General features: G+C 31.1%; 27 protein-coding genes and 1 tRNA gene. 5 read left to right on the forward strand and 23 right to left on the reverse strand.

All coding sequences use genetic code 11. The annotated features are described in order from the left end of the window. From K1X44_04850 to K1X44_04875, 6 genes are all read right to left on the reverse strand, one after another. A partial coding sequence (locus K1X44_04850) for a UvrD-helicase domain-containing protein (GenBank protein ID MBX7146619.1) occupies positions 1-984 on the reverse strand: 984 nt, incomplete at its 3' end. Between the two features lie 17 nt (positions 985-1001). Further along, positions 1002-3935 carry a double-strand break repair protein AddB gene (addB, locus tag K1X44_04855; GenBank protein MBX7146620.1) on the reverse strand — a complete coding sequence of 978 codons (2934 nt, stop codon included), beginning with the start codon at positions 3933-3935 and terminating at the stop codon, positions 1002-1004. Next, the gene (locus K1X44_04860) at positions 3928-4665 is read right to left on the reverse strand and encodes a nucleotidyltransferase family protein (protein MBX7146621.1); all 738 of its coding nucleotides are present in this window, start codon (positions 4663-4665) and stop codon (positions 3928-3930) included. The genes addB and K1X44_04860 overlap by 8 nt, the downstream gene beginning before the upstream one ends. A gap of 3 nt (positions 4666-4668) precedes the next feature. Continuing rightward, positions 4669-5685 (reverse strand): phosphotransferase, encoded by a 1017-nt coding sequence (locus tag K1X44_04865; GenBank protein ID MBX7146622.1) that lies wholly within the window; start codon positions 5683-5685, stop codon positions 4669-4671. A gap of 5 nt (positions 5686-5690) precedes the next feature. Beyond that, entirely contained in the window at positions 5691-6182 is a 492-nt protein-coding gene (gene tsaE, locus K1X44_04870) for a tRNA (adenosine(37)-N6)-threonylcarbamoyltransferase complex ATPase subunit type 1 TsaE (GenBank protein ID MBX7146623.1), read from the reverse strand. A 66-nt stretch (positions 6183-6248) separates the two neighbouring features. After that, on the reverse strand, positions 6249-6671 hold the full coding sequence (locus K1X44_04875; protein ID MBX7146624.1) for a VOC family protein: 423 nt from the start codon (positions 6669-6671) through the stop codon (positions 6249-6251). Between the two features lie 102 nt (positions 6672-6773). On the opposite strand from K1X44_04875, the gene K1X44_04880 reads away from it, so the two are divergent. Beyond that, positions 6774-7790 (forward strand): NAD(P)/FAD-dependent oxidoreductase, encoded by a 1017-nt coding sequence (locus K1X44_04880; protein MBX7146625.1) that lies wholly within the window; start codon positions 6774-6776, stop codon positions 7788-7790. On the opposite strand, the gene K1X44_04885 is transcribed toward K1X44_04880, so the two are convergent. The 8 genes from K1X44_04885 to K1X44_04920 form a co-directional block, all read right to left on the reverse strand. Next, on the reverse strand, positions 7777-10074 hold the full coding sequence (locus K1X44_04885) for a PAS-domain containing protein (protein ID MBX7146626.1): 2298 nt from the start codon (positions 10072-10074) through the stop codon (positions 7777-7779). The genes K1X44_04880 and K1X44_04885 overlap by 14 nt on opposite strands. A gap of 46 nt (positions 10075-10120) precedes the next feature. After that, positions 10121-11416 (reverse strand): adenosylhomocysteinase, encoded by a 1296-nt coding sequence (ahcY, locus tag K1X44_04890; GenBank protein ID MBX7146627.1) that lies wholly within the window; start codon positions 11414-11416, stop codon positions 10121-10123. 63 nt (positions 11417-11479) lie between these two features. Beyond that, positions 11480-11761 carry an HPr family phosphocarrier protein gene (locus K1X44_04895; protein MBX7146628.1) on the reverse strand — a complete coding sequence of 94 codons (282 nt, stop codon included), beginning with the start codon at positions 11759-11761 and terminating at the stop codon, positions 11480-11482. Then, on the reverse strand, positions 11754-12161 hold the full coding sequence (locus K1X44_04900; protein ID MBX7146629.1) for a PTS sugar transporter subunit IIA: 408 nt from the start codon (positions 12159-12161) through the stop codon (positions 11754-11756). Before K1X44_04900 ends, K1X44_04895 begins: the two co-directional genes overlap by 8 nt. A 7-nt stretch (positions 12162-12168) precedes the next feature. Further along, positions 12169-13050, reverse strand: coding sequence for an RNase adapter RapZ (gene rapZ / locus K1X44_04905; protein MBX7146630.1), 882 nt, complete (start codon positions 13048-13050; stop codon positions 12169-12171). A gap of 15 nt (positions 13051-13065) precedes the next feature. Beyond that, the gene (locus K1X44_04910) at positions 13066-13497 is read right to left on the reverse strand and encodes an HPr kinase/phosphatase C-terminal domain-containing protein (protein ID MBX7146631.1); all 432 of its coding nucleotides are present in this window, start codon (positions 13495-13497) and stop codon (positions 13066-13068) included. 7 nt (positions 13498-13504) lie between these two features. Next, a complete protein-coding gene (locus K1X44_04915) occupies positions 13505-15193 on the reverse strand; it encodes a sensor histidine kinase (GenBank protein MBX7146632.1) in 1689 nt (562 codons plus the stop codon). Positions 15194-15199: 6 nt separating this feature from the next. Beyond that, positions 15200-15913 (reverse strand): response regulator transcription factor, encoded by a 714-nt coding sequence (locus tag K1X44_04920; GenBank protein MBX7146633.1) that lies wholly within the window; start codon positions 15911-15913, stop codon positions 15200-15202. A 397-nt stretch (positions 15914-16310) separates the two neighbouring features. Between K1X44_04920 and K1X44_04925 the strand changes: the two genes are divergently transcribed. Next, on the forward strand, positions 16311-16481 hold the full coding sequence (locus K1X44_04925) for a hypothetical protein (GenBank protein MBX7146634.1): 171 nt from the start codon (positions 16311-16313) through the stop codon (positions 16479-16481). A 105-nt stretch (positions 16482-16586) separates the two neighbouring features. Continuing rightward, positions 16587-16663 (forward strand) — tRNA-Arg (locus K1X44_04930). 10 nt (positions 16664-16673) lie between these two features. Here K1X44_04930 and K1X44_04935 read toward each other — a convergent pair. Together K1X44_04935 and tsaB are read right to left on the reverse strand one after the other, a co-directional pair. After that, positions 16674-17171 carry a GNAT family N-acetyltransferase gene (locus K1X44_04935; GenBank protein MBX7146635.1) on the reverse strand — a complete coding sequence of 166 codons (498 nt, stop codon included), beginning with the start codon at positions 17169-17171 and terminating at the stop codon, positions 16674-16676. Positions 17172-17174: 3 nt separating this feature from the next. Further along, positions 17175-17876 carry a tRNA (adenosine(37)-N6)-threonylcarbamoyltransferase complex dimerization subunit type 1 TsaB gene (tsaB, locus tag K1X44_04940; protein ID MBX7146636.1) on the reverse strand — a complete coding sequence of 234 codons (702 nt, stop codon included), beginning with the start codon at positions 17874-17876 and terminating at the stop codon, positions 17175-17177. A gap of 48 nt (positions 17877-17924) precedes the next feature. Here tsaB and ddpX point away from each other — a divergent pair, with 48 nt between their 5' ends. After that, entirely contained in the window at positions 17925-18479 is a 555-nt protein-coding gene (gene ddpX / locus K1X44_04945; GenBank protein MBX7146637.1) for a D-alanyl-D-alanine dipeptidase, read from the forward strand. A gap of 3 nt (positions 18480-18482) precedes the next feature. Here ddpX and K1X44_04950 read toward each other — a convergent pair whose 3' ends face one another. From K1X44_04950 to K1X44_04960, 3 genes are all read right to left on the reverse strand, one after another. After that, positions 18483-19076, reverse strand: coding sequence for a malonic semialdehyde reductase (locus K1X44_04950; GenBank protein MBX7146638.1), 594 nt, complete (start codon positions 19074-19076; stop codon positions 18483-18485). A gap of 19 nt (positions 19077-19095) precedes the next feature. Next, the gene (locus tag K1X44_04955) at positions 19096-19977 is read right to left on the reverse strand and encodes a glucosaminidase domain-containing protein (protein ID MBX7146639.1); all 882 of its coding nucleotides are present in this window, start codon (positions 19975-19977) and stop codon (positions 19096-19098) included. A gap of 135 nt (positions 19978-20112) precedes the next feature. Further along, a complete protein-coding gene (locus K1X44_04960; GenBank protein MBX7146640.1) occupies positions 20113-20661 on the reverse strand; it encodes a NifU family protein in 549 nt (182 codons plus the stop codon). 110 nt (positions 20662-20771) lie between these two features. On the opposite strand from K1X44_04960, the gene K1X44_04965 reads away from it, so the two are divergent. Beyond that, positions 20772-21971 carry an adenylate/guanylate cyclase domain-containing protein gene (locus tag K1X44_04965; GenBank protein ID MBX7146641.1) on the forward strand — a complete coding sequence of 400 codons (1200 nt, stop codon included), beginning with the start codon at positions 20772-20774 and terminating at the stop codon, positions 21969-21971. Positions 21972-21984: 13 nt separating this feature from the next. On the opposite strand, the gene K1X44_04970 is transcribed toward K1X44_04965, so the two are convergent. Genes K1X44_04970 through trpS form a run of 4 tightly spaced genes read right to left on the reverse strand, consistent with a single transcriptional unit; the run spans position 21985 to position 25180 of the window. Then, positions 21985-22482, reverse strand: a complete 498-nt coding sequence (locus K1X44_04970) for a universal stress protein (GenBank protein ID MBX7146642.1) — start codon at positions 22480-22482, stop codon at positions 21985-21987. 5 nt (positions 22483-22487) lie between these two features. Next, the gene (locus K1X44_04975; protein MBX7146643.1) at positions 22488-23180 is read right to left on the reverse strand and encodes a TIGR02186 family protein; all 693 of its coding nucleotides are present in this window, start codon (positions 23178-23180) and stop codon (positions 22488-22490) included. 41 nt (positions 23181-23221) lie between these two features. Beyond that, the gene (locus tag K1X44_04980) at positions 23222-24142 is read right to left on the reverse strand and encodes a sulfite exporter TauE/SafE family protein (protein ID MBX7146644.1); all 921 of its coding nucleotides are present in this window, start codon (positions 24140-24142) and stop codon (positions 23222-23224) included. 3 nt (positions 24143-24145) lie between these two features. After that, positions 24146-25180: a tryptophan--tRNA ligase gene (gene trpS / locus K1X44_04985; protein MBX7146645.1), complete on the reverse strand. Its 1035-nt coding sequence runs from the start codon at positions 25178-25180 to the stop codon at positions 24146-24148. Between the last annotated feature and the right edge of the window lie 20 nt (positions 25181-25200).

A 25200-nucleotide genomic window follows, 5' to 3' on the forward strand; every position in this document is an offset into this window, starting at 1 on the left:
TCTTAATGCTTCCTGGTTAAATGTTTCATCTAAAATTGGATAGTTTTCTATAAGATCCGAGGAAAAAGTTTTTTTTAATAATCCATATGAATCTAAAAATATGCCACAGTAAAAATCTAATTGTTCTTTTTTTTCTTCAAAAGATAATTCCATCCAATCTTTGATTTGATTAAACATTTTCTGATATTTTTTACTTTTTGTTTGTTCAAATAAAATTTCTTGGATAACTTTTAAATTGCTTTTAGAAAAACATGTGTTTCGCATTATTTGATCTTCAATAGATTGTATAGATATGTTTTTTTCTACATTTAATTTTTTATAAATACAGTCTATTAATCGATTAAATTCGTCATCCTTTTCTAAAGATTGTAAAAAAACCTTCTTTTTTCTTATAAGATCCAGAATAAGCTGATCAAAATCTTCAATGGAAAATTCTATAGATAATTGGGCAAAATTTTCCATCCATTTAGAATTATAATTTTGTTGCTGAAGACCCATAATCAAACTATACGCATCATAAATTATCTTTTTATCTTCTATTTCTTGGATTAGTTCAAAATTAGAAGGGACATTTGCTTCTATAGGAAATTTTCTTAAAAGGGATTGACAAAAAGCATGTATAGTTTGTATTTTTATACCTCCTGGAATATCTAAAATTTTAGCGAAAAGCCCACGCGCAAAATTATATATTGATTGATCAGGTTCATACCCCAATAATTTTATGATATCTTCTTTAAGTAATTCCTCACTCGTAGAAGCCCAAAAAGCTAGTTTTTCATCTAATCGATTTAACATTTCTGCTGCAGCAGCTTTTGTATAGGTAAGACATAGAATTTTTAAAGGAGAAACATCTGATATCAACAATCTTAAAATACGATCAGTTAAAAGTTTTGTTTTACCTGTACCTGCTGACGCATTAACCCATATAGAACTATTAGGATTAAGAGCTTGGTTATATATTGGATATTGCTGATCAATTATCATAAAACTTCTTGGCACATTTATATATTTTGACCTATCCACTCTTTCATACGAGCCAAATGTTGATAAGATTTTATATAATCATTAGTTTGATAATCAACTGATATAGGATAGGCCGTATTGACATCATCGAAAGATTCCAGAAATTTTTTAATCCCCTCATGATGTTCTTCTATAAGATTATCGATATCAAAGGGTAAATTAATAACTTCTACGGCTGGATTTCGTCCTGTTATCTTCCAAAATTCTAACTTTTGGATTTTATTACTTTCTTTAATTAAAGAAAACCCTTTAGCTTTAGCAATAATTGCTTCTAAAATTAATTGGGGATAAAAGCCTTGATTAACCTTACGCATACTTGGAATCGAGCCTGTTTTATAATCGATAATTGTTAATCCCCCATCCTTCATAAGATCAATACGGTCTGCTTTTGCTGTTAAAACATAATCCCCTAAAGATAGGGTTAAAGTATATTGACCCGATATTTCTAAAAATGTTCTTAATTTTTTATCCTTATAAAATTCCAAACTTTTTATAAACCATTGGGCGACACGTTCATAGCGGGGCCACCAAAATCCCCATACAGTAGGATAAAACAGCAAAGACGAAAATATTTTTTTTCCCAAAGCTATAAGATAATTATAAGGATCAGGAATATGATTTCGTTCATAATCATAGAGAAATTTTTCTAAAATAGTATGAATTAATGTCCCACGTATTGATGCATTTGGAATAGGTTCTAAGGGTTCAAGGGGTGATAATTTAAGAATTGTTTCTACATAAATAATGTAAGGGTTATGAAGAAGTTTTTGCAATTGTGTTACTGATAATTTACGTGGTCTTAAATGAACAGGAGGTTTCGGATAAGGAGGAGAAAAATTACTTATAGATTCAATGTGATTTGACATTTTTCTCCATTCAATCCAATTATTAGGAACCAATATTTCCTTACCTAAAGATTTAAGAAAAATTTGTAGTCTTTTAACCCATCTCGAAGGTGTTGTAACAACCGCATCTTTTTTCAATGATCTCGTCATAACTACAGAAGGTGCGCATGCTAATTGGAAAAAATCATGGGCTGATAATCCAATATATCTTTCCGGTAAAGGTAACCCCAAAATTGTACGCATATTACGATTAAGCCATGGATCAAATTCTGGTTCGCTTGGCCAAACTCCTTCATTTAAACCACCTAAAATCATCAAATCTGCTTGGTATAAACGTGCTTCAAATGGGCTTAGAATACTTAAACGCGAATTTACGTTATAATCTTTATAAATAATATGTTCTGCTAAAAAATAATTAAAAAAATCAAAATAATCTTTACCTGTCGAAAGCGAAATGTTGGAATTTGTACTTATCATATTAATCAAAAAATTTAGCACACTATTTCCATCATGATCCGACCATAAAATCTCATACCCTGGAACCTTATCTGTCGTAACTAAAGATTCAGCTAAAATAATATGTGTTTGAATTAATTTTTCTAAATTCACATGATTATCTTTTAACAAACCAAAAAAATCGTGAAAAATTATTTTGGTTTTTTCTAAAATATTAGAAGCTTTATCTAAATTTAAATCGTACGCCTTTTTTATAAGTGTTTCTAAATCTTCTGTGATGAAACTTCCACGTAATAATTTAAGCTCAATTTCTTTTACTGCTTCTAAAAAATATTCTTTTGAAAACCCCATAGATGTTAAAGGATGTTTAAAAATTGAAAGCCACGTCGTGTAGGTTTGGTGAAGAACTAAAGAAGTTAAAAGTTTTAAAAATTCCCCTGTTTTTGTTTTATCCAAAGATAAACCAACCCCGCTTTCTACTGTAATTGACCAACGACGCAATTCTGCAGTAACTCTGCGGGCAAGTTTTCGATCTGCTGTAACTAAAGCCACTTTTTGATTAGATTTTTCAAGAGCTTCACGCAAAATGATAGCTATAATTTCAGCTTCTTCTTTTGAATTAGCGCATAAAACAAGTTTAAGATTTTCAACAGCTTTATCAATATCTGTCCATTTTCTTTTTAACTGATCCCATTTAGTTACCACGGAAGCAGGGTAAAAAACCTGATTTAATAATGCGTTTCTCTTTAATGGTATATTGGCATCCTCTAATGGCCAAGGACGAACATCAGATAATTTATAGTTAAGGTTAGATAAAAGATTAAGCATTCCATAATAAGGATGACATGGGTCTTCCCTAATTTCTTTCTGAAGATTGTCATCCAAATTTAAATTAAGTCCGGGTAAAATAATGTATCCTAAAGGTAAATGGCTTACCACTTTCATTAATTCAGCTGTAGCAGGAACGCTACCTGTAGAACCCGCAACCCATACAGGAAATTTGGGTGGGTTTTCTTTCCATATTTTTGCTTGCTGCTCCAATAAAATATTTTGGCGTTCAACAACGTCTAAACATTTTTCTTCTTTTAAAATTTTTGGCCATTCGTGAAATAAAATTTTTAAGAAATTAAATATCTGTTGCCAATGCAAAGCATAATTTGCCGATATAATTTCGTTAAATTCATAAAAATTTATTCTCTCTTTTTGTATTTCATCCAAAAATTTAAACAAATCTTTTGCTAAAAAAAGTGCTTTATTAAAATTAATTTCTGTTTTTTCAACGATCAATTTAGCTAAAAGTAAAATTCTTTTTGTAGGATCAATCCCAGGTAAAATTGACAATCCATTTATTTGATGGTCTGGAATCAGAGAAAAATCATTTTCAGATAAATCACCCAAAGGTTTTATTTTTGGTAAAAATAAAGCATCAACTTTATCTGTATGGATAAAGGCTTCTTGTAAGAGAAGGCAAGAACGTTTTGTTGGTAATAAAATTGTATAATGTGTAAGTTCTAAGGGATCGGATTTTGTTTCTTCTAGTAATCTTTCCGCAATTGCTTGTACAAAATTTATACCTGAAGGTATGGTAAAAATTTTACCAGATTTATCCATAGAAACTTTCATTTTTATCTAAAAATTTATTCTCAACTTCGATTAAATGTTTTGGGGTACTAATATGAAACCATTCCCCATCATGTCTAATACCATACAATTTTTTATCCTGAATTAATTTATCATAAATTAGATTCATTGAAAAAAAGCCATCTGGTGTGTTTTGAAAAATTTTAGGATGTAAAAGTTGAATTCCTGTAAATAAAAAAGGTGAAATTTGTAAATTTTTTCTTCTTGATACCAAACCATTTTGGTCAAGAAAAAAATCTCCCATGCCTTCATAACCAACTGCACTAACTGTAGGATGCAATAATAACAAGGCATCCATTTTCTTACTATCCCAAAAATTAACTAATCTTTTCAAGACATTGATCTTACCATTTGACCATAGAATTTTAGCATTAATAACAAAAAATATATCATTTTTTAAAAATGATAACGCTTGCTTTATCCCACCACCTGTTTCAAGAATTTCTTTTTCTCTCGAAATTTGTATATTAAAATCACTATATTTTTGAAGATGATGTTCAATTTGTTCATAAAAATAATGCGCATTTACAACAACATTTTTTATGTTGATGTTCTTAAGCTGATCAAAAATAAAATCTATAATTGGCCTACCATGGATAGGAACAAGGGCCTTGGGCATATCTTGGGTGATAGGCCGTAATCTGGTTGCTAATCCAGCTGCTAAAATTACTGCTTGATCTGGTAATTTATCATTAAGCATAATTTATTTCTTATATAAAAGAGATGGAGGTAAAAGTCTTTTAGACGAAGGAATATAATAATCAAACCATTCTTTTATATTTAAAAGATGTTTATTCTGTAACGCATTCATTAATTGCTGCCAAACACGTGGGATAAAATTTAAATAAGCTGGTTTATGATCACGACGATATAACCTACAAAAAGTTCCCAGTATTCTCGTATGGCGCTGCGCTGCCAAAAGGTCATAAAGAATATCAAAATGCTCATAATCATCTTTAGAAAAATTGGTTTTATAACGATCTTTTAAGTGCTTTCCTAGAGTTAAAGAAACATCCCGTCTTGCATCATCAATTAAAGACATCAAATCAAAAGGGGCTGGCGCAGATACAGCATCTTGAAAGTCTAACAATCCACAGGCACGAACGCCTATTCTTTGTGGCAAAAGAATAAGATTATCAACATGAAAATCAAACAAAGTAAGAGTAGGAAAAAAATCCAAATAATGATGCAAAATGCGTTCCCATTTTTGAACATAATCTTTTCTTATATCTTCAGAAATTTCCGCCCCTTCCATAACAAGAGGCCAATACCAGTCCAGAAAAACTTGCACTTCACGTAAGGCACGTGATACGTCAAATTTAGGAATTAAATTAAGATGATCAGATTGAATACGTTGCCTAATCTCTATTAATACATCACCAGCTAGTTCATAAAGTTCTTTTTCTGAATATCCTTTTTGTAAAAGGACGGTATAAGTATTATCACCTAAATCCTCTAATAAAATTAATCCATTTAATTCATCATAAGCATAAATTTCAGGAGCACTAAGTTTAATATCATTTAAAATTTTTCCTATGTTTAAAAATGACTTGATATTTTCTTTTGGTGGCGGTGCATCCATCAAAATAACAGTTTTATTATTTTGAATTAATCTTTCATATCGGCGGAATGAAGCATCACCTGCCAAAGGCAAACGATGGGCATCACCCCATTTTTGTTGATTAAGAAATTCTTGTATAATATCTTTACGGTTTTCCATACTATTTATTTTTTTATTTGTAATAAAATATTTTTACCACGACTGATCCAATATGGATTAAAATAGAGTTTTATTTTTCTTGTCGATGAAGATTCATTAAAATTAAAATATATTTTCAATGCATATTCTGGAAGTATATTTTCTAATCTTTGGGGCCATTCTATTAAACTTATCCCTTCATGAAAAGCTTCTTCTAAGTTAAGTTGATAGGCTTCATCAAGTGATTTTAATCGATATAAATCGAAATGCCAAATCGTTCCTTGTTTTATTTCATAAGTTTGAACCAGTGTAAAAGTTGGACTTGGAACATCTTGTTGGTTATCCGTTAAGGCTTGAATAAAAGCCCTAGCAAAAGTTGTTTTTCCGGTACCCAAATCCCCATATAATGCGATGACATCTTTTTTTTGAACATATAGAGCCAAGATCTGTGCAAATTTTTTTAAGGACACACTATCCCAAATAAAATCACACCAATCTATTTTATTTTCTTTATTCATTCATTAATATAATAATAAATTTACTCAACAATTAAAATTTTTGCTCATTTATATATGTTATATATGCTATATATGTGCGAAAATTTGGTCTTTTTCTTGGAAAGACTTAAATTCAAGTACATTGCCACTTGGATCAGCGAAAAACAAAGTTGCCTGTTCACCAATTTGATTTTTAAAACGAATATGAGGTTCAATAAGAAATTTAATATTTGCTTGTGCTAATTTATCAGCCCATTTATGCCATTCTTTCCATTCTAAAATTACACCAAAATGTCGTACGGGAACATCATCACCATCAACAGGGTTAGATTTCACATGATTTAATTCTTCTAGATTCAGATGAGCGGTAATTTGATGGCCAAAAAAATTAAAATCAATCCACAAATCAGATGTACGCCCAACAGGACAGCCCAATAATTCTTCATAAAAAAATCTCGTTTTTTTTAGATCTTTAACAGGAAAAGCTAGATGGAAAAGTGATTGAGACATAATTTTCTTCCTTGAATTATGAAAGAGTCTTGCTTTATAAAATAAAAGATTTATTTTTATATCAAATTAATTCTAATCAGATTTATTACATTTTTAATAAAAATGCCACATCATAAAACCAATGTTACAATTATTGGTGCAGGACCAGTTGGTCTTTTTGCGATTTTTCAATGTGGTATGTTAGGATTACAATGTCATGTTATTGATGCTTTAGATTCAATTGGCGGTCAGTGCACCGCATTATACCCAGAAAAACCTATATATGACATACCTGCTTATCCTAAAATTGATGCAACAGAACTTATTCATAATTTACATCAACAAGCTCTTCCTTTTAAACCTGTATTTCATTTAGACCAACAAGTACGCAAATTAACACAGCAAAATGACCAATCGTGGTTATTAGAAACGTCAAACGGCCAAATCATTCAAAGCCGTACTGTTATTATTGCTGCAGGAGTTGGGGCTTTTGGGCCTAATCGTCCCCCTCTTGAGAAAATAGAGATTTATGAAAATAAAAGTGTTTTTTATTATGTAAAACAAAAAGAATTATTTCGTAATAAAACTTTGGTTATAGCAGGTGGGGGTGATTCTGCTATTGATTGGACATTATCTTTATCCGAAATAGCTCAAAAAATCTATCTTGTACATCGACGTCATAAATTTAGAGCCAGCCCTGAAAGTATACATCAATTAGAAAAATTGAAACAAACGCATAAAATTGAACTTATTACCCCTTATCAATTAACATCTTTAGAAGGTGATAATGGATATTTAAATAATGTTATTGTTCAAGATTTGGACCAACATGAAAAAAAACTTGAGGCAGATTATTTATTAGCTTTTTTTGGTTTATCAATGGATTTGGGGCCAATTACCCAATGGGGACTTCATCTTGATCATCATCATATTGCTATTAATCCTGCTAATCAACGCACCAATCTTCCGGGTATTTACGCCATAGGCGACATTGTTCATTATCAAGGTAAATTAAAACTTATTTTAACCGGATTTCATGAAGCGGCAGTTGCAGCCCACGATATAAGGAAATATCTTCATCCGGACGAAGTCTTCCATTTTGAATATTCTACAACAAAAGGGATATCTACTGTCTCATAGAATTATGAATAGTACGAGCAAGAGGAATTAAACACACAATTTCTGAACTTTGGGACGTTGAAGAAAGTATAACTTGTCCACCATGCATTTCGATAATACGCTTGACAAGAGATAGGCCCAGATCTGCACTACCCCTTTGGGGATTTCGACGAAATTTATCCGTTGATGGTTCTTGATCTTCAAAATTAATCATCGATGAATTTTTAACTTGTATTGTTAAATTTTGCGGATCACGGTCGGCAATAATATGAATGGTACTTCCTTTTGGAATAAAAATAACAAGATTGCTAATAATATTATAAATGGCCTGATGTAATCTTTTTTCGTCTGCTTCAAAAACCCCAATAGCATCAGGACAATCAAGAACTAAAGATATTTCTTTCTCACGGACCCTTTCATAAGCCAAATGAATAATATTGTTTAACATTTGTTTAATATCAATTTTACTATATTCTAATTCTATATAACCTGCCTCAATCGTAGCCAGATCAATAATATCATTAATTAGGGTGAGAAGTCTTTGCGATGCTTGGTAGATATTTTGACTATAATCAATTTGGCGTTGGTTTAATGGGCCAAAATATTGTGCCTTTAATATTTCCGCAAAACCCATGATACTATTAAGTGGTGTCCGTAAATCATAGGAAATGTTTGCAATGAATTCAGATTTCAACCTATCTGCTGCTTGAAGTGCATTATTGCCTTCAATAAGGGCACGTTCTACCCTAATGCTATCTGTGACATCTAAATAGGTAAATAGTGTACTTCCATCAGGCAAAGGATAAACAACATAATCTAAAACAATCCCATCATTTCTTTCAATTCGGCCATTACGTTGCTCACCTTCAACGACTAATGTCATAATATTTTGATATTTTTCTTGCCATTTAGAATCTTGATCAAAAAAATTTTTCAATTGGTCAACAAATTGTGAAATATGTGGTTCTTTAATAACTTCTATATTTTCCAAACCCCATTGACGGATACAAACCGGATTCAAAAGTTTTAATCTACCATCGCTTCCAAATACCGCTACCCCTTCATATAAATTATCTAAAGTAGCACGTTGAACATCAATAAGAGTGTTATAAGATCTTTCCAAAGTTAATCTATCTGTAACATCTTCATAAAGCATAAACACACCACCAAAAGGGTGCGGTGCCGTTACCATTCTTAACGTTGTTCCATCAGGTAAATGAACAAGTTCTTGGACTGGATTAATAACACCCATAATTTGGCGTTCTAATTCTTGTTTATAAACTGGAAAATTCACTTGTTCGGGTAATTTACGCCGCTCACGAAGCATTTCTAAAACTTCGCCCAAGGTTGGATTATGCTCTAATAATTTTTCAGTTAATCCAAAAAAATGTAAATAAGCTTGATTAAAAAAACTAACTCGTTTGTTTGTATCAAAAACAATAATCCCTGTATTTAATTGTTCTAAAACATCTGCATGCGCCATAATATGGCGTGATAATTGATCCTGTGATTCTTCCAAAGCAGTCATATCTTGAGCATATCCTGCTATTGAATTCTCTTGTATATCTTCACTATGGTCATTCCATAAAGGCTGAAGTGTAAAATCAAAAAATCGTCTCTTGCCTTGCACAATAATATGACGACTACCACTTTGTGCAATTTTGAGATCTTGAGCACGTAAAGCTAAAGCATAATCATCCGCTAATCCAACATTATCATGAAGCACAACATCAGCATCAAATCCACAAATATGAGCATAAGTTTTATTACAATAGATTATATGTAATTTCTCATCTCTAATCCAAATAGGTAAAGGTAAATTATCAATTAATTTTCTTAATTGAACATTATCATCTTTTACCGATTTGTGAATTTTATATTGGGATGTTATATCCTCAAATATAATGCTTAAAAAACTATTAGATAAAACTTTAATATTGGCCTTCCATACTTTTTCCTTAAAATCAAAAAGCTTTATTGTTTGATTCTCCTGGGTTGCCTTTTCCAAAATTTCTTCTAAATCCAGATGATTTTTAAATTGTTTTTTTCCAAATTCTATGAAATTTTCTTTTGTTTCGATTGTTTCATTAGAAAATAATAACGAGAAATTAGATGATGTTTGAATACTATTATCGATAGAAGATATATAAAGCCAAGCTTTATATTTATCTGTAAATAATTCTTTTAATAAATCATTTTGATTTTTAATAAGAGATCTACTTTTTTTTATTTTAAAAATAAAAAAAAGTAATCCTCCTATAATAATAGAGCATATTATTCCAATATATCCCAAATAACTGTTCACATTATTCACAAATTATATTTATAAATATCATGGTATTTCAATAGTATCAGTATCGATAATATTCAGGTTTGAACGGACCCTCTTGGGAAACTGCTATATAATCAGCTTGCTTTTTTGTTAATTTTGTCAATTTAACACCCACTTTAGTAAGATGCAAAGATGCAACCTTTTCATCTAATATTTTGGGTAAAAGGTATACTTGGTTTTTGTAATTATGATAATGGTTCCATAATTCTATTTGAGCTAAAACTTGATTTGTAAAAGAGGCACTCATCACAAAACTGGGATGTCCTGTCGCACAACCAAGATTGACTAATCTGCCTTTTGCCAAAACAATCAATCGTTTTCCATCCGGAAAAATAACCTCATCCACTTGAGGTTTTATCGAATCCCATTTGTAATTTTGTAAAGCACTTATTTCAATTTCACTATCAAAATGACCAATATTACATAAAATTGCCCTGTGTTTCATTTTACGCATATGATCTAAGGTAATAACATCAATATTTCCTGTTGCAGTCACAAAAATATCTGCTTGATGTGCTATATCATCCATTGTTGTTACTTCATAACCTTCCATTGATGCTTGCAAAGCACATATAGGATCAATTTCTGTTATAATAACTCTGGCCCCTTGACTACGAAGCGATACCGCACATCCTTTACCTACATCACCAAAACCACAAACAACAGCAATTTTACCAGCCACCATAACGTCTGTAGCTCGTTTAATTCCATCAATTAAACTTTCACGACAACCATAAAGATTATCAAATTTAGATTTTGTTACAGAATTATTCACATTAATAGCTGGTGTTTTCAATTCACCTTTTTTTGCCATTTCGTAAAGCCGATGGACGCCAGTTGTCGTTTCTTCAGAAATACCACGAATATCTTTTAAAAGATGAGAATATTTTTCATAAATAATTTGGGTCAAATCACCCCCATCATCTAAAATCATATTAGGTGTCCATCCATTGGGTCCTTGAATTGTTTGTTCAATACACCACCAAAATTCATCTTCATTCATACCCTTCCAAGCAAAAACAGGTATACCTACGGCAGCTATAGCTGCAGCAGCTTGATCTTGGGTTGAAAAAATATTGCATGAACTCCATCTTATTTCAGCACCCAATGCTATTAATGTTTCAATTAAAACTGCTGTTTGAATTGTCATATGTAGGCAACCGGCAATTCTGGCACCTCTTAAAGGTTTATTTGCGCCATATTCTTGACGCAATGCCATAAGACCAGGCATTTCTGTCTCTGCGATTGAAATTTCTTTTCTACCCCATTCTGCTAAATTGATATCAGTAACCTTATAATCATCAAACTTTTTCATTATATGCTCCTTAAAAAAAATCCCTATCCTAGATCATTTATATTTCATTTTATGACCAAAATTTTATTCTTCGTCAAATTTTGATTTAACCAAATGAGATAAAGCATTTAAAGCCTCCTGCGCCTGGGATCCTGTTGCCTGAAGCTCGATTGTAGAATGTAGCGTGGCAGCCAACATAAGCAAACCCATAATTGATGTTGCCAAAACTGACATATCATCTTTTTTAACTATAACCTTACAATCAAACTGATCTGCAAGTTTAACAAATTTAGCAGCTGCTCGTGCATGTAATCCACGTTGATTAACTATTTTTACAAAACACGATATTTGTAGTTCATTATTCATATTTTTTTTTAAATAATCTAGATGCAATATTAATATATTTTCTTCCATCAGCTTGAACTTCTAATACAACATCCATCAAATTATCTTTATGCCTTGATCTTGCTAATTTGATCAACATAGGAAGATTAACCCCAGCTATAACTTCTATAACATTTGGTTGCATAACAGAAATTGCAAGATTAGAGGGTGTCCCACCAAACATATCTGTTAAAATTATAACACCTGTTCCATCATTAACACGTTGAACGGATTCTAAAATATTTTGCTTACACTGAGCCATATGATCATTAGGGTAAATGCAGATTGTTTCCAAGTTAGATTGGACACCCATAACATGCTCTAATGCAGAACGAAATTCATCTGCAAGTTTTCCATGGGTAATAATCACAATGCCTATCATATAAATTCTAAAATTTATCTATGTGTTTATATATATCACGATGCATTATATTAACGTGTTGATCCAATTTTTGAAAAAAATCAGCCAATTTTTGTACAATATATACAGAACGATGTTTACCACCAGTACACCCAACTGCAATGGTTAAATAACTTTTTCCTTCTTGTTCAAATTTTGGAAGCAACATATTTAATATTTGAGTAAGGGGCGTAAAAAAATTATCTAAAACACTGTCTCTTTCTATATATTTTGCAACATTCATATCCAAGCCATTTAAATTTTTCAAAGATGGTTGATAAAAAGGGTTATGTAAAAAACGTACATCGAAAACCCAATCAGCTTCTCTTGGTAACCCATAATGATAAGAAAAGGAAATAAGTGTGATAACAATTTTTGGATGATCAATATTTTTAATATTAAATCTATCGTAAATTATATTTTTTAAATTTCCAGGAGTAAGATTTGTCGTATCAATAAGCTCATCAGCTAATATTTCTAAAGGAGCTAAAAGTTTTTTTTCAAGATCAATACCATCAATAACAGGACGATTAATTGCTAAAGGGTGTTTACGTCTAGTTTCAATATATCGGCGGGCTAAAACATCTTGATCACACGATAGATAGAGAAGTTGAAAATTACTTTTTTGGTCTTGACGAAATTTATTAATAATCTCAATAAAAATTTCTGGTGTAAATCCTCGTGTTCTACTGTCGATACCAAAAGCAACATGATGATTTTCTTCAGATACGAAATCAAATCTTTGTAATAAAGATACGGGCATGTTATCAACAGCTTCATATCCTATATCCTCTAAAGCTTTTAAGGCTGTAGTACGTCCTGCTCCGGATAGTCCTGTAACAAGTAAAATACGTGGCACTATATTTGTCACTTCAACCAATTTCTTTTAAAGTTTTTTAGAAAATAATTTTATAGCCCAATGAATTTTTGATATAGCTGAAGAAGCAAAGGGATCAAAAAAAATTTTAGGAACAGAAATATTAAAAAATACATCATAAGTAATTTGAGGTAGTCTTACAATCAAATCTCGTTCAGTTAAATCTAAAATTAAATTCAAAGATATTTTTTCTTGAAAATTCATAGAAACAATACCTATCCCTCGTATTTCTATACATCCTTTTAATTTTGGATCACCCATTTCTGGATAAGTTACATAAAGATCCTGATTCTGTCTAGAAATCTGCACAAGATCATCTGCAATCAATTTTGCGCCCTGATCAATTAGACGCAAAGCAAGATCTGATTTCCCACTCCCAGCTGGACCACGAAATAAAACACCCACATGATGTAGAGCAACCGCTGTTCCTGAAACAGTCATAATTTCTCTATAATCTTTTTTTCTTTTCATTGTCTTTAAAATAAATTACCTCTTTAACAAGTAGTGGTAATTCTATTCGAAATTCTGCACCCATCATATTATCATTTTCATCACGCACATTACAAACTGAAATTATACCATTATGTGCTTCAATAATTTGTTTTGAAATGCTTAAACCTAACCCAGAATGTACACCAAATTTTTCGTGAATAGGTCTTGCCGTATAAAATCTTTCAAAAATTTTATCTAACTTATCTTCTGGTATTCCTGGGCCCTGATCTTTAATTGTTATAATCACCTTTTGATTTTCTTTTATCATCACCAACTCTATTATTCCTTGGGGAGGGCTAAATGATATTGCATTATTAATAATATTGTACAAAACTTGCTCAAGACGGCTCTCAATACCAAGTACTTTAAATTCTTGTCTTTCATCAATCTTTAAGGAAAAAATTTGATCTTGATTGTTTTTAAACGATCCCATATCAAATGAATGGGCTATATTCCTAACAAGTGATAGCATATTAACAGGCTCTGCAATATTCTTGGAAATATCCGCATCCACTCTTGAAGCTTCTGATATATCAGAGATTAACCTATTTAATCTTTCAACATCATCTAATATAAGGGCTAATAGTTTTTTCTTTTTTTCAGGATCATCAACACGATTTACAGTTTCAACTGCGCTGCGAAGTGAAGTTAAAGGATTTTTGATTTCATGGGCGACATCTGCTGCAAATGATTCAATTGCATTCATACGTTTATATAGAGCCTTTGTCATTTCGCGTAATGCTAATGAAAGATCACCTATTTCATCATTTCTATATGTAAAATCTGGTATAAGATCTGGACCTTGTTTTTTGTTAGATTTGATATATTGATTTCTTATATGCAAATAACGTACTTGCTCTGCCGCCCGCGCCAATCTCTGAATAGGGCGTGCTATAGTACCAGCTAAAATTAAAGAAAGTAGGATTGTTGTAAATAGACCAACCGTAAATATTCTAATAATATCATAACGGAATTCTCTTACATCTTGCTCTATTTCTGTGCCATCACTTGAAAGAAGCAACGCTGCGAGAACCTTTCGATAACGTTGAACAGGAGAAGCAACTGTTAAAACCAATCTTTTTTGATGATCACGTCTTACAACGCTCATTACTTCTCCTTCAAGTGCTTTTAAAACCTCACTATAATCATGGGCATTCTGTTTAGCTGCTTCATGATATAAATCTAAAGCTTTATCTTTAGGTAAAATTGGAGTAAAAAGATCATAAAAATAATTAAATATATTTTCAAAAAAAGATTTTCTTTCAACCAAAGGTAATGTTTCTACTTCTACAAGACCTCCTGGTCCGTCAAAGCGTGCGCTATCACTAAGCAATTCACCATCTGATGAAAAAAGTCTAGCCCGATAATGTGATATTGCTGCTAATTTTATCAGGGCAGATCTTGCAATTTCAGGTAAGAAATTTTCTTGTTCATTTTTTCCTTCTTCATTAACTGTTGACATACCAAGAGCATTTGCAAATAAAACACTTTGTGTTTTTAAATCATCCAATTCATCATTAATAAGCGTTTGACGATATTGATCTTGATACAATAATCCAAAAACAGGAATTAATAATGTCAAAACATTTAAAATAAGAATGCGTCTAGTAAGAGTAGAATGTTTTCGTATACCTTTTTTAAACATAGATATTTAATTTTCTCTATATCTATAACCCATACCATATAAGGTTTCTATATTTGTAAATGTTTGATCCACTATTTTAAATTTACGTCTTAATCTTTTAATATGACTATCAATCGTACGATCATCTACATAAACTGTATCACCATAGGCGATATCCATTAACTGATCTCTTGTTTTGACATGACCCGGTCTTAAAACAAGAGATTGCAATAATAAAAACTCTGTAACAGTGAGCTCTATATTATGTCCCATCCAACTACATTGATGTTTAATTAAATCGAGCATAAGATGACCACGAACAATTTTATTTTGCTCAAGTTCATGCTGAGTTTCTTGTTTTTTTTGTAAATCTCTACGTAGCAAAGTACGTATACGCTCAATTAATAGTCTTTGGGAGAAAGGTTTACGTATATAATCATCTGCTCCCATTCTTAAACCCATTAATTCATCAATTTCATCATCTTTGGATGTTAAAAAAATAACCGGTATATTATTGGAGCGACGTAATCTTTCTAATAATTCCATTCCATCTATCAAAGGCATTTTAATATCAAGGACAACCAAGTTCGCAGGATTGTTTGATAAAAAATCCAAAGCTTCATACCCATCACTATAACAATGAACAATAAATTTCTCTTCTTCTAAAGCTAAAGATACTGATGTCAAAATATTCTTATCATCATCAACCAAAACAATAATTGGTTTTACTTCATTGTGCATTAAATACGATGGATCAAAAGGTGACTGCGATCCTATTGAATAACTGGGTTTATTCATCAAATACCTAAAAGTTAATCATGAATAGATAGACTTGATATAAATGTATTTTTAATACAGGTATAATACTTACAAATTATAATTATACTAAGAGAATATATACCATAAAATAACAAACACATAAACTTAGTTTAAATTAATAAACTCTATTAAGAGACTAAACTATAAAAAATAGTTTATAGGCAAATGGTCAAAAATAAATATTTATTATAAAATTATAATAAAAGTGTATTTATTATAATTTTATTATTTGACTTATCGATTTTTTAGATATAAATTACTTAATTATATATAATTATATATTTTATTATAACTATTCATATATTTTAGGAGATATTTTATGAAGACTATACGTAATTTATTTTTAGTTTTAGCTTTTTTAGTCCCAACTTTTGCTTTTGCCCATACGGGGGTTATTAATCAACCAACTCATGGTGTAAAAACTTCACAGTTAGCAAGTAATTTTTGTGATAATTTACCACCTTGGAAAGCTGATTTTTGTAACGATTAATTTTTAACCCTTTCAAAAAAGCCATAGATTAAAAATCTATGGCTTTTTGTTTGCTATCAGCAAATAATTTATTTTATACAAAATAAGATTTGATTCTATTCCAAAGTCCCCGTAGCTCAGTAGGATAGAGCAACAGTTTCCTAAACTGTAGGTCGGATGTTCGAATCATCCCGGGGACGCCAATTTTTATATTCAATTCATTTTTTTTATTTCATCTAATGTATATTTAAAAACAAGTGCATCAATCATTGTTTGTGACACATCTTTATAGTAATTAGGACGCAACCCAATTTGCACAAAACCAAGTGATTTATAAAGTTTTTGTGCTGGATAATTATTTATAGCCACTTCTAAATAGCAATATTGTACATGCTGCGATAAAGCTTTCGCCATTATTTTTTGCATCATTTGTTTTGCTAAAGATTTTTGACGATAGGGTATAGAAACTGCAATAGAGATAATATCCATTTGTTCTAAAACGATTTGAGCTAATACAAAAGCAATTCTTTGATGCTTTATTTTATCTATAGCTATTATACCCATAATATTAGACTGATTTTTTAATATAGAATTAAAAACATTTTCATCCCATGGTCGCTCAAAACATGCAGCATGAATATAGGCTAGATCACTTATAAGATTTTGATCTTGATATTCATGAGGTTGAATGAAATTAAGTTCAATCTCCATTAATCAAACATCTTTATATTTTTGCCTTAAATAAATAGGTGATATACCTATACTTGGAACTTGGGTTTTTAATTGTGCTGCAATAAAAGTAACCCAATGCGATGCATTAGGATAATGATAATCGTCGACAAAAAATATATTATCCTTTTTTATAAAAGGCTTTATTAACGGAATACCATCACCAATAATTACAAAAAATTGAGAACTGATTAAATAAGTGGTAAATTCTTCCGGCCTTATTAAAATGGGGGCCAATAAAGAATTAAATTTTTGATCAAAAGACTGAATATAAAGTTGCCCAATTCCATTATTTAAAACTACCCAAAAAATTTTATCCGATACAGATGTTTTTAATGAATATAAACCAACCTTTAAAGGTGCAAGCCAAGCATTAAAACTATCAATACCATAGATAGGTTTATCCGCAGCTATAGACAAACCTTTCACAGCAGCAAGCCCAATGCGAACACCAGTAAACGAACCTGGTCCTAAATTGATAGCCAACCAATCTATATCTTTATAATCGCGTTTAGCTTTTATTATAATTTTTTGTATTGTTGGTATTAGAATTTCTGAATGACCTCGATTCATAATTTCAAAAAAACTACTCTTTACTTCATCTTGTTCCCAAAACGCCATAGAACATGCTTTTCCAGAGGTATCTATTGCAAGAATAGACAAAGATTTTTCAATTTGGCTTTCCATTTTAATTATGATAAAAATAGTTAATAATTAATCTTATTGAGTTTTTTTGTGCTTCTTATTTCTATTAATCAACCTGATTTCGATGTAGAGATTTCTTTGGCTTATGCCACACCAGATAATATTACACAATCACCAATTTATCACCATGCTCATTGTTATCTTCATAAAGAAGCTGGCGAAAAATTAAAATATGCCATTCAACTAGCAAAAGTATTAGGATATCGTTTTAAAATTTTTGATGCTTTTCGACCATCTGAAGCCCAATGGGTTTTATGGAACAAAAACCCAGATCCCAATTTTTTAGCAGATCCACGTCGGGGATCGCCCCATTCCCGTGGGGTAGCTATTGATCTTACTTTACTTGATCAAGACAACAAAGAATTAGATATGGGTACAAAATTTGATGAATTTAGCCCTCTATCTCACCATGGTAATTTGTCTATTTCTGAAATTGCCCAAAAAAATCGTGCAATTCTTTTAGGCATTATGACAGCAGCAGGATGGGATTTTTATAGAAATGAATGGTGGCATTACCAACTCTTCAATTCTAGATATTACCCTTTGATTAGTGATAAAGCGTTACCAAAGGGATTAATGTCATAAATTTTATAAAATTTTACAAGCTTCTTCAAACTTTAACCTTGGGCTTCGGGGGTAAAGTTTTTGTTCATCACCATGACCAAGATTACATAAAAAATTTGCTTTCCAATGGCCATCTGGAAAAAATTCTTGGTTCAATTTTTGGGTATCAAATCCTGACATAGGCCCACAATCAAGACCCATCGCACGCGCAGCTATAATAAAATAGGCTCCTTGCAAACTACTGTTACGAAACGCGGTATCGTTGATTAATTGTTCATTCCCAATAAACCAAGAACGTGCATCTTCATGGGGAAATAATTTTGGTAATTGATCATAAAAATACATATCCTGGGCAATAATAGCTGTTGCCGGTGCTGTCATCGTTTTTTCAACATTTCCAGGTGATAAACAAGGTTTTAATCTTTCTTTTGCTTCTTTTGATTTAATAAATATAATACGCATCGGGCTGCAATTGGCACTTGTTGGACCCATCTTAGCTAAATCATATATTTTCTGTAAAAGATGATCATCTATAGATTGATTTTTCCATACTATATGAGTACGAGCCTTTAAAAAAATTTGTTCTAATGAGTGAAGTGGTAAAGAAGAAGCTGTCATTTAAAAAACCTTTCTAAAATTAATTTTTATAGGATAAAGAATTCATTCCAGTCGTAGAGTAAAGTTTTGCATAGTCAAAATGTAAAAGATTATTATCATTAATAATTTTCTGTAAACGGTTAATATAATCTTGGCCAATTTCTGAGTAATGATCCAAAGTATAAATTAATCGTGCACCATCTAAAATATCAGGTTCTTTTGGATTATTACGTAAAAATGAACGTAATTGACGAAAATCTTCATAAGCTGGATGGGTATTAAGATTTAACATGTAAGCTTCTAAAGCTTGGCCTAAATTTTTAAAACTACGTATATGATAATCTGCTAAAGTTGACGAAACCGTTTTACCATTTTTGCCCCATGTACTTTGACCAAAAAGTGCGTTTCCACCAAGAGCCATATTTGAATTACCCCACCCCGTTTCTAAAGCAGCCTGAGCTAAAACCAAAGAAACTGGAATTACATCTACTCTTTTCAAAAGATCTTTAAAATTAGCTCTAGTTGAAAATTGATAGTAATTAGATATATCTGATAACCATCGTTGATCAAACTGACTTAATGTTTTATTTGATTCTGATTCTTGACGTAAGAGGATAATTTTTTGGCGTTGCTGTAAAATTGATTCATTATAAAATAAAACCATAGGTAAAATTGATTTAATAAAAAAAATTTTGCGCTCATTATTCGTAATTTCCCCAAGATTTTTTGGTAATTCAGATATAGTCAATAAAGGCACATCGTTATTTTGTTGAATATCAAATTGCCCGTATTTTATAAAAGAATTTAAGCCATTGAATACAGCCCTATCTCTTTGCAGTATCAAAAAATAAAAATTGTTTTTTGTTTTTTTTTCTTGATCAAGATGTGAATAAAAAATCAAAGAAAGAAAAATAAATACCAAAGGTATTGCCAAAGTTAAAATAAAAGTTAAAGAGTCATAAAATATAAACTTTATTAAATTTTCGCTTTTGTTAAGATAATATTTATTAAGCATTTTTAATAAAAAATAGAAAAACTTTTATATAATAAAATTAACTTAAATTGCTTTTACTTCTTGGACTTCGGGTATGTAATGACGCAACATGTTTTCAATACCCATTTTTAAAGTTGCTGTGGAGCTTGGGCAACCCGCACACGAACCTTTTAAATGTAAATAAACAATTCCATCATTAAAATGATCAAAAACTATATCCCCTCCATCTTGAGCAACCGCCGGACGGACGCGTGTTTCTAATAATTCTTTAATTTGTTTAGAAATAGGATCATTATTTTCCAAATTATTTTGATTTTTAATATCATGATCCAAAATAATGGGATACCCAAAAGTATAATGATCCATAATTTTAGTTAGAATTAAAGGTTTCAGAATTGCCCATTCATATTGATTATCCTTGGTTACAGTGACAAAATCCTTTCCAAAAAAAACACCTTTTATCCCTGCAATTGTAAATATAGATTCAGCCAGAGGAGATTTTTTTGCTTCTTCTAATGTAAGAAAATCAGCCGTACCTGAAGGCATGACATCTTGACCTGGAATAAATTTTAATGTTTCTGGATTAGGCGTTTGTTCAGTTTGAATAAACATAATTTCTTTCTTAACCTTTTTCTTATTATAGTCTATTAAATAGACAGTAAAACATAATCTTTGATAATTAATATAGCGCAATTTCAATAAAATTAAAGTATCATTATACAATGACAATAAAAAACAAATTATCTTTTTCTGATAATATTGATTCTGTTATAGGTTGGTTAATTAATCCCCAAATTAATTTAAAACAAAGCGACATTTTTATAACAGAATTTTGTCAAAAATTACGTGATGCAGGATTATCTTTAGATAGATTATATTTACCCATTCCAACTTTGCATCCTCAATTATTATCTATTGGTTTTCTATGGAAATTAGGATTGCCCATTGCTGAAAGACAAGAGAGAGAACATGGAATAGAATTAACATCTATGTATCTTGAAAGCCCTATACGTTTAATTTTTGAAACAGATATCCCCCATTTAAGACGTCGTTTAACAGATTTAAAACAACCTTATGAATTTCCTATTTTTGAAGAGCTTATCAAAGATGGATTAACTGATTATTTAATTTTACCTATCTTTTTTCGAAATTATCCAAGAAAAGGTTGTATAGTTTTTGCAACTAAAAATCCTGAAGGCTTTTCTGATTCAGATATAAATGCTTTAAAAAATGTTATCTCTGTTTTTTCGCTTATTCTACAAATTATGGCCGAACAAACTATTACCTCAACTCTCCTAGATACTTATCTTGGACATGATGCGGGCCAAAAAGTCTTATCCGGTCTTATTAAAAGAGGTGCTGGTGTATCTATTACAGCAGCATTGTGGTATTGTGATTTACGCGGCTTTACAGAATTAAGTGAAAAATTACCAAAAGATTCTTTAATCGAATTACTTAATGAATATTTTGCATGTATGGGAAAATCTATTTATAAATTTGGGGGAGAAATTTTAAAATTTATTGGGGATGCAGCTCTAGCTATATTTCCTATTCTTGATGATTTTGATCGTGATCGGGCATGTTTAACGGCACTGGATGCAGCCCAAGAAGCTTTGCAAAATTTAACTTTATTAAATCAAGAACGAATTACTAAAGGACTATTTGCTCTAAGAGCAGGTCTTGCCCTTCATGTAGGATCTGTTACTTATGGAAATATAGGAACACCTAATCGATTAGATTTTACTGTTATCGGCCCTGCAGTTAATATTGTTTCAAGAATGGCAGGGTTATGTTCTCCACTAGGCAAAACGCTTATTGCATCTGAGCAATTTGCGTCTCCTTGTGGACTTAAAATGATTTCACTTGGCAAGCATAAACTTCGTGGTATTGAAGAAGAAAAAGAACTTTTTAGTTTAAATTAATTAAAATCTTATTTTAAGTAATGCGTTCAATATCCGTTTTTGAAAGATTAGCTGGTACAATAGTTAAAGGAATTCGAAGCTGACTAATCAATTTATTACTTAATGTTGTAATTAAAAGTCCTGGTCCTTTATTGTGTCTTGCAGCTCTTAAAACAAGAATAGATATTTGATTATTTTCTTCATTTATAACTTTAAGAATTTCCTCTGCTGGATTTCCTTCACGTAAATAAAAAATTGGCATTAACCCATGAATTTCTTCAATTTGTTCAGCTTTTCTTAATAAAACCTGTTCGCCTTTTTCTCTATTCTCTTGTTGCATCAATTGTGAAATAGCTGTCCAGTGATGAAAATCGGCAGGTTCAACAACATGAAGTAAGGCTAAACGTGCGCCTGTTTTTTTTGCTCTTAACGCCGCATACATTAAAGAAACATCTAGTTCTGTACTATTATCAACGGCAACCAATACAATACGATTTTGTGGTTTTATTGGTTGATTTTGTATATTATCCATGAAAATTACTTTCTTCTAAAAATAAAATATGAAATGCTCCCTGCACAAACAGCAATTATAATTGAAGCTATCCCATATAAAGCTGATTGTTGATGTGCCCAATCATAAACAGCAGCACTAAATCCAACTTTACTTACAAACAATGGTGTACTAAATGCACCAACAATTTCATTATTGCGTACCAACATAACATCAACAAGATAATTACCTGTAGGCACATTTGAAGGAAAAAAAACTTCTGCTCTAAAAAGCTGATTACCAAGAAAAATAACTTTTGCAGGCTCTGCTAAATAAAGATTCTTCTTTTCTTTATTTCGTAACAAAGCTTTTTGAAATTCAATATCTTGTTCACCTTCAGTAACATTTAAATTAATTTGATCTAACCCAATTTGATATTGACGACGCAAACTTTCATTCATAAATTCAATCACGGGTTTTGTACTAGCAATCGAATAAAAACTTGGTATATTTTGGTATGCAACACTATGGCGATTGACCCATATCCCTAATATTTGTTCTTTTTTGCGTACAATTGTATCTGATGTTGGACCACGAATAATGATAACTATATCGCCTTCCCCATCAACAGCACCAAATAATAAAAGTTTATCGCCACTAAATCCTGTTGTAATCGCAATTAGATGTGTTGAAATATCCGCAACCAAAGGTTCTGCTTTTAAAGCATTCTTAAAACTCATAAAAAATATTAACAAAATATAAATGATAAAATATTTTTTTTTCATAAAGCTATAGTTGAAATAGAATATAGATCACTTGGAGTTGCAATTAATCCATAGGCTAATTGACTACATACTAAAAGAATTAAAAGAGCCAAAAGAATTTTTAATTGTTGGCTGGGAATTTTAGAACCTAATCTGCTTCCAATCTGAACACCTATAACACCACCTATAATTAAAATAATTGCTAAAAATATATCAACTGATTGGTTAGCAAGAGCCTGTAGAAAAGTTACATTTGCTGTCACAAAAATAATTTGGAAAAGTGATGTTCCCACAACCATAATCGTAGGCATACCCAACACATAAATCATAGCAGGAATTAGTAAAAAAGATCCACCAATTCCCATAATAGCCCCTAAAAATCCAACTAAAGCTCCAATAATTAAAGGCAATAAAACACTAATATGTAATTCTGATTTTTTAAATTGGATCTTAAACGGTAATTTTTCTCCCCATGATAATCCATAGATAGTTTTAATAATTTGGGTTTTTTTACTATAATGGCGCCACCAATCTCGGGTACTTTCAAAAAGCATTAAAAGACCAATAATTCCCAAAAGAAATACATAAAGTAATCCTATCACTAAATCAATTTGACCAAGAGTTCGCAGTAAAGAAAAAACCCAAACACCAAAACTAGACCCTATAAATCCACCTACAAGAAGTATGGACCCCATCTTAAAATCCACATTTCCACGCGACCAGTGATTTAATACGCCAGATACAGATGTTGCGATAACTTGATTAGCTTGAGTTGCAACAGCAACAACAGGAGGTATACCTACAAAAATTAATAAAGGAGATAAAAGAAAACCACCTCCAACACCAAAAATTCCAGATAAAATACCAACAGAACACCCAATAGCTAAAATTGCAAGAATGTTAACAGAAATTTCAGCTATTGGTAAATAAATTTGCATGATTTACCTGATTTTTAAAAATCCAACAATATCTTCCACAGCTGACCAAATTGGCGCCGCTAAATCCATAGCCCGTTTTTTTCCTTCGCTTAAAATATCATCTATATAAGAAATATCCGCTAATAATTCGGATAAAGTTTTACCAATTGGTATAATCTTTTCTACCATAAGATCAGCTAATTCTTTTTTTAAATCAGAAAATTGTTTTCCTGCAAATTGTTCAAGAATTTTATCTAAAGGTTTATCATCAAGCGCAGCATAAATTTTTAAAAGATTGACCATTTCAGGTCTTTCTTCAATTATTATGGATTTAATTTTTTTATGTTCATCTAAAATGTCATTACCCGCAATCGGTAAAGGATCTGTTTTTGCTTTACGAAGTTTAAGAACTATTGTATCGGCATTATCTGTCAAATTTATTCTACTATAATCAGATTCTTCTGATTTGCTCATCTTTTTTTTACCATCACGTAAACTCATGACCCTAGGGGTCGCACTTTGAATTAAAGGTTCAGGTAAAGGAAAAAAATTAATGTTATAATCATTATTAAATTTTTGAGCAATATCTCGGGCAAGTTCAAGATGTTGTTTTTGGTCTTCTCCAACAGGTACATGTGTTGTATGATAAAGCAAAATATCTGCAGCCATCAAATTAGGATAGGTGTAAAGGCCCACACTGGCATTTTCACGATTTTTGCCTGCTTTTTCTTTAAATTGTGTCATACGGTCAAGCCATCCTACCCTTGCTACACAGTTTAAAACCCAAGCAAGTTGAGCATGAGCTGGTACCTGGCTTTGATTAAAAATAATATGACGTTTAACATCAATGCCACAAGCAATAAAAGCTGCAACCATTTCCCGTACTTGTTGTTTCAATTGACTTGGATCCTGCCAATTTGTAATAGCATGCATATCTACAATACAAAAAAGACACGTCGCATCATTTTGTAGTTTAACCCATTGATGAATTGCTCCTAAATAATTACCTAAATGTAAATTACCTGTGGGTTGAATACCCGATAAGATCCGTTTTATCATAATGTTAACTTATCTTCTGT

This window comes from Alphaproteobacteria bacterium, from assembly GCA_019695395.1.
Classification (GTDB): Bacteria; Pseudomonadota; Alphaproteobacteria; order JAEUKQ01; family JAIBAD01; genus JAIBAD01.